At 70.2% G+C, this 5,792-nt stretch carries 6 protein-coding genes; all 6 read left to right on the top strand.

What is annotated here, in order from left to right:
• The coding region (gene eccD, locus GA0115240_RS14370) for a type VII secretion integral membrane protein EccD (protein ID WP_107407146.1) at positions 1-653 on the top strand (653 nt) is incomplete at its 5' end.
• Positions 654-665: 12 nt separating this feature from the next.
• The gene (gene eccB, locus GA0115240_RS14365) at positions 666-2,246 is read left to right on the top strand and encodes a type VII secretion protein EccB (protein ID WP_093737067.1); all 1,581 of its coding nucleotides are present in this window, start codon (positions 666-668) and stop codon (positions 2,244-2,246) included.
• Positions 2,247-2,503: 257 nt separating this feature from the next.
• Complete coding sequence (locus GA0115240_RS14360; RefSeq protein WP_093737066.1) at positions 2,504-2,872, top strand: WXG100 family type VII secretion target; 369 nt, start codon at positions 2,504-2,506, stop codon at positions 2,870-2,872.
• Positions 2,873-2,924: 52 nt separating this feature from the next.
• Entirely contained in the window at positions 2,925-3,236 is a 312-nt protein-coding gene (locus GA0115240_RS14355) for a WXG100 family type VII secretion target (RefSeq protein ID WP_093737065.1), read from the top strand.
• A 106-nt stretch (positions 3,237-3,342) separates the two neighbouring features.
• Positions 3,343-3,771 (top strand): type VII secretion system-associated protein, encoded by a 429-nt coding sequence (locus GA0115240_RS14350; protein ID WP_093737064.1) that lies wholly within the window; start codon positions 3,343-3,345, stop codon positions 3,769-3,771.
• Between the two features lie 64 nt (positions 3,772-3,835).
• Positions 3,836-5,792, top strand: a 1,957-nt coding sequence (locus GA0115240_RS14345; RefSeq protein ID WP_176725075.1) for an AAWKG family protein, incomplete at its 3' end; no start/stop codon positions are given.

Genomic DNA, 5,792 nt, shown 5'->3' with positions numbered 1-5,792 from the left:
TCGGCGCGGTGCTGATGCTCACCACGGACGCCGGCCCGGACCGGGCCGCCGCCGCGGTCGCGGTGCCCGCGGTGGTCTTCGGGGCGTTCGTGCCGATGCTGTCGTTCTCGCTGTCCGGGCTGCGGCTGCCACCGCTGCCCACCAACGCCGATCAGTTGCAGGAAGGCATCGAGCCGTACCCGAGCGGCGAGATCACCGCCCGCACCACGGCCACCGACCGCTGGATGACCGGCCTGTACGCGGCCGTCGGCGTGATCTGCGCGGCCTGCCTGGCCGGACTGGCCCACCACCCCCGCACCCCGCAGCTGCTGACCGGCGGGCTGCTGGCGCTGGTGCTGCTGCTGCACGGCCGCAATCTCGGCAACGCCTGGCAGCGGCTGGCGCTGGTGCTGCCGGGCGCGTTCGGCGCGGTGCTGCTGTTCGTGTGCGCGGCCCGGCGGCACGGCGCCGACGGGCAGCTCGGCGCGGTCGCCGCGCTGCTGGCGGTAGCCGTCGCGGTGACGGTCGTGTCGTGGACGGTGCCCGGGCGGCGGCTGCTGCCGCACTGGGGGCGGGCGGGCGACCTGGTGCAGTCCGCGGCGGCGATCGGGGTGCTGCCGTCGGTGCTGTGGGTGCTCGACGTGTACTCCGACCTGCGCGGAATCAAGGGCTGAGGGGGCAGGAGCGTGCAGAGCAGGCGCGATCAGGTACAGGCCCACCGCTTCGTCGTCGCCCGGCTCACCACCGGCTTGATGCGCAGCGACCCGGATGCCCCCGAGAGCCCCAACAGCCGTACCAATCGCGGGATGGTGCTCGGCGGCGCCCTCGGCGTGCTGGTCGCGGTCGGCTTCCTGGTGTTCGGCTTCATCTCACCGGGCGGCTCGACGGCCTGGCAGGACCCCAAGACCCTGATCGTCGAACAGGGCACCGGCAACCGGTACTTGTACGACGGGACGCTGCGGCCGATCCGCAACTACGCCTCCGCGCGGCTGATCGTGGGCCCCGAGCTGGCGTCCCGTACGGTGCCGCGCACCTCGCTGGCCGGCACCCCGCACGGCAGCGCGGTGGGCATCGACGGTGCCCCGGACGCGCTGCCGCCGGCCGGGGGCCTGGACGCGGGCGGCTGGCAGGTGTGCGCGGCGACCCGGCCCGACGACAGCGGCCAACCGGTGGCGGCAACCTCGCTGGTGGTGGACTCCGACCAGCCCGGTACCGGCCTGGGGGGCGGGCAGGCGCTGCTGGTCAGCGGCCCGGACGGCACGTACTACCTGCTGTGGCACGGCAACCGCTTCCGGCTGGCGGCCGGCACGGCCACCGCGGACGCGCTCGGCTACGGCACCGCCGACCCGCTGCCGGTGTCGGCGACCTTCCTGGACGCGCTGCCGGCCAGTACCGACCTGGCGCCGCCGGCCGTACCCGGGCAGGGCGCGGCCGGGCCGGAGTTGGACGGCCGGCCGACCCGGGTCGGGCAGGTCTTCGTGGTGGACACGCCCGGCTCGGCCGAGCAGTACTACCTGCTCCAGCGAGCCGGCCTGGTCCCGATCAGCACCACCCAGGCGGCGCTGGCGCTGAGCGGCCCGGACGAGCGGGAGGCGTCCTACCGGGGCGCCGCTCCGGTGGCCGTGCCGATTGCCGCGGACGCGCTCAACAAGGCTCTGGTGCCGGGGAGTTCGGTGGCCGGCAACGAGGTGCTGCCGGCCGCGCCGCCGGCTCTGCTGCCGGTCGGCGACGGGCAGGCGGCCTGCGTACGGCTGGACGACGACGGCGTCCCTTCGGGCGCGGCCGGCTCGCCGAACGGTGGCGGCGGCAACCGGATCAGCCTCGCGCTGGTGTCCTCGGCCGCCCTCACCGATCCGGCGGCGGCCACCGCGAAGGCCCCGGCCGCCCCCGCCTGCCTGCCGGTGGACGCGGTGGTGGTGCCCCCGGACGGCGGCAGCCTGGTGCGGGCGCTCGGCGCGGGCGGCGGCCAGGTCGGCGCCACCACGTACCTGGTCACCGATGCCGGGGTGAAGTACCTGATCCCGTCCGCCGCGGCGGCCAAGGCGCTCGGCTACGACCTCGGCGCCGCCCGCGAACTGCCCTCGCCGCTCCTGGCGATGCTGCCCACCGGGCCCGATCTGTCCCCGCAGGACGCGGTGCTGGGGCGGTCCGACACCACCGGGACCCCCGGCTGCGCGACCCCGGCCGGCGGCGCGACCCCTGCCCGGACCGCGAGCCGGGCCGCCGCCCGGACCGCAGCCTCGACCGCCGTCCTCCCGAAAACCTGAGTTCAGATGCTTCTCATGCCGCGGAAATGTCGCCGCAGCATTCTCGCTTCCGTGGCCAGAACTCTGGCGACAGATTCTGATGCATCGTCATATTTGTTTCCTTGCAAGCGGGTTGACGCGAGTCCTACGCTGACGCGCGATTGCAATTCGAGTGCGTCACCAACCGCTGTCCGCCCGGTAAGGACCCGACGCCCGACGGCGTCGCATACCGGGTGGCACGGAACCGGTGCCGCCTGCATTTGGGGAAGGACATCGGTATGAGCACCCCGTCCGGCAATCTTCAGCAGTCATCGACCGCCACCTACAGCCAGGCGGTCCAGTCCCTGGAGAACGCCCGGTCCCGTATGACCGCCGTCCAGGGGCAGGTCCGCGACGCGGCCGCCACCTTGAGCAGCCACTACCAGGGCCCCGACGGCCAGGCGTACGCCCAGGTCATGAACACCTGGCTGTCCGAGGTCGACCGGATCAAGGCCACCTGTGAGGCCATGGAGGACCAGCTCGACAACAGCCTCCAGGCGTCGAACAAGGCCCAGAGCGACAACCTCGGCGCGGTCCAGCAGCAGAGCCACCTGTCGATCACCCACGGGTCGACCTCGGACGGCGTCTACTCCGCGATGACCAGCTGACGTTCCCGGCCCGGTTCGCGACCACCCCACCCCCTCGACCTTCAGGAGTGCCATGTCCGCCGAGGACGGCATCTACATCGACCACGGCCAGAGTCTCACCTTCTCCCAGGAGATGCTGGACCAGACCCAGCGCATCTCGGGGATCCTGAGCGATCTGCAGGGCGAGCTCGCCACGATCGTCGGCTCCTGGCTCGGCCCGGACCGCGACATCTACACCAACAAGGTCCAGCCGACCTGGAACGCCGAGGTCGCCTCGCTCAGCACCATCCTGAGCAGTCACGCCCAGACGCTGGACGGGATCTCGGACAACTACAAGCAGACGGTGTACCGCAACTCGCAGGGTTTCGAAGAGATCAAGTTCTGACCGTCGTCCCGGACCCACGTCCCACCGGTTCCCAGACCCGCCCCGCGCACCGCCCGGGGCGGGTCCTTGGGCCGTACCGCCGTCCCGCGGCGAGGAGGCAACCAGCATGGCCGATCTGACGAAGCTCGACTCGCAAGCCCTGCAGGCGTTCATCGACAACGACGTGACCACGTTCATCAACGACATCGTGGCGCTGCGTGCGGCCGGCCAGAACCCGCCGGCGCTCTACGACGTGAGCGCGTCCCCGCACCCGGTGCTGATGGGGCAGATGGGCGGTGACGACTCGACCGGCGGCAAGACCGTGATCGCCAACGCGCAGGCCGCCGCCAAGGCGATCGACCAGGTCCTGAACAAGCACAACACCGCGATGAACGATCTCAAGCGCGAGCTGGAGACCGTGATCACCACCATGCTCAAGACCCAGGGCGACAGCCTGGCGGACATCGACGGCCAGAAGTTCCTCACCGCGATCAAGGACTACGACTCGACCCTGAGCGGCGGCTCCCAGCAGGGTCCGCCCAACACCACTCCCTGACCCAGTACTTGCCCGTGTCCGCCCCGACCCCGTTCCGCTGAGCACATCCCCGGAGGGCCCCGCCATGGCAGCCGACAACTGGGAACACATCATCAACTTGATGACCGGCTTCACGCTGGCCGAGCGCTCGGCGATCGAGGGCAGCAAGGGGGCGGGCGGCATCCCGTGGCTGGACGTGGAGATCAAATCGGTCGGGATGAGCCTGCACGCCGAGAGCACGGCGCACGGCGACGGCATGGGCTTCGACATCCAGTTCTACTCCGGGACCGGGACCGACGTCGGCAAGTACCAGGCGACGGTGACCTTCAAGGACCAGACCGACGGACGCCAGTACTGGAAGCGCTCCGCGGCCGCGCTGGCCGACCTGGTGGCGTCACCGTACAAGACCGCCGGGGTGACCTCCGGCACCGATGTCGGCGGCGATCCGACCCCGGACGCCGGCGTCGACCTCACCAGCTTCAGCACCCTGGCCAAGTCCTTCGACAAGGCGGGGGTGTTCTTCACCAACCACGCCGAGACGCTCAAGCAGTGGGCGGAAAGCCTCGGTGACGAGAACGCGGCGTGGAAAGGCCAGGCGGCCGGCGTCTTCTGGCACCTGATCAACGACCTGCACGACAAGTACGACAACTACACGTCCGAGTTGATCCCGCCCGGCTTCTCCCCCGCCAACACCTCGGTGTCCACGGGGTACGTCTCCACGACCAAGCACGGCGACTCGGTGATCGGCGCGGAAGTGGCGCTGCACACCGCGCTGCAGAGCATGAACGACTCGCTGAGCAAGTACATGAACCAGACCGGCACCCCGATCAGCGTGACGCACCCGGACGGCAGTTCGACCTCGGACATCGTCAGCGGCGACACCCGTGAGGTGCTGTACAAGGTGATGACCGAGATCACCGACTGGGTCTCGGTGCACAACGCACCCGGCGTGGTCGGCTACATGGCGCCCAACCCGTACGGCGGCTACATGGGCAACCCGACCGCGCCCATCCAGTCGTACACCACCAACGCCAACTACAGCGACGCCACCACCTGGGGCAACCTCAAGGACACCAGCACCTGGTCCGGTGCCGCCAACGAAGCGGTCAAGCGGTGGCAGACCAACATCGAGACGAATCTCGACACCCCGGCCCGCGCCGACGTCACCACCCTCCAGCAGTCGTGGTCCCGCGTGCTCGACCCCAACTGGGACACCACCTTCGCCTTCGAGGACACCGACACCACCTCGCTGGCCCAGGATCTCCAGCAGGAGAAGGCCGACATCCAGCAGGACAAGGCCAACGACGAGCAGAACAATCTCAACAACTCGCTGAACGGCCTAGGCGACAACCTCAACGGGCTGGGGAACAACCTCAACGGCCTCGGCAACAACCTCAACGGCCTGGGTGACAACCTCAACAACTTCGGCGACGGGCTGAACAACGGGCTCAACGGCTTCGGCGACAGCCTGAACAACGGCCTGAACGGCCTGGGCGACAACCTCAACAACTTCAGCACCGGACTGGACAACGGCCTCAACGGCTTCGGCGACAGCATCAGCAACGGGCTCGGCGGCCTGAACGGACTGGGCGGCCCGGGCGGCGGCGGCCCGCTGACCGGCCTGAACGGTGACAGCAGCCTCCTGACGCCCAACGGCCCGCTGCCCACCCCCGGCTCCGGCGACTTCTTCACCAATCCCGGCCCCGGCGCCACCGGCGTACGCAACGCGGACGGCAGCGTCACCACCCAGAACGCCGACGGCAGCGTCACCACCCAGTTCCCGGACGGCAGTTCCACCACCGTCAACCCCGACGGGACGATCACCACGCACAACGCCGACGGCACCACGACCACCAGCCAACTCGGCCCGGGTCAGACGCTGACCAACCCCGACGGCTCGACCACCACCGTCAGCGGGAACGGCGAGATCACCACCCACTTCCCCGACGGCAGCACCGTCACCCAAAACGCCGACGGCAGTCTGACCACCACCAACGCGGACGGCTCGACCAGCACCCACTTCCCCAACGGCACCGTGGAGA

Origin of the sequence: Streptomyces sp. DvalAA-14 (assembly GCF_900091855.1) — a bacterium.
Classification (GTDB): Bacteria; Actinomycetota; Actinomycetes; order Streptomycetales; family Streptomycetaceae; genus Actinacidiphila.
The sequence above is the reverse complement of the archived record's forward strand: the minus strand, read 5'-3'. Positions and strand labels throughout refer to the sequence as shown.

Bases quoted from the DNA above. Each gene is read 5' to 3' on its own strand.
- GA0115240_RS14360 (WP_093737066.1), top strand. From the start codon at position 2,504: ATGAGCACCCCGTCCGGCAATCTTCAGCAGTCATCGACCGCCACCTAC.
- GA0115240_RS14355 (WP_093737065.1), top strand. From the start codon at position 2,925: ATGTCCGCCGAGGACGGCATCTACATCGACCACGGCCAGAGTCTCACC.
- GA0115240_RS14350 (WP_093737064.1), top strand. From the start codon at position 3,343: ATGGCCGATCTGACGAAGCTCGACTCGCAAGCCCTGCAGGCGTTCATC.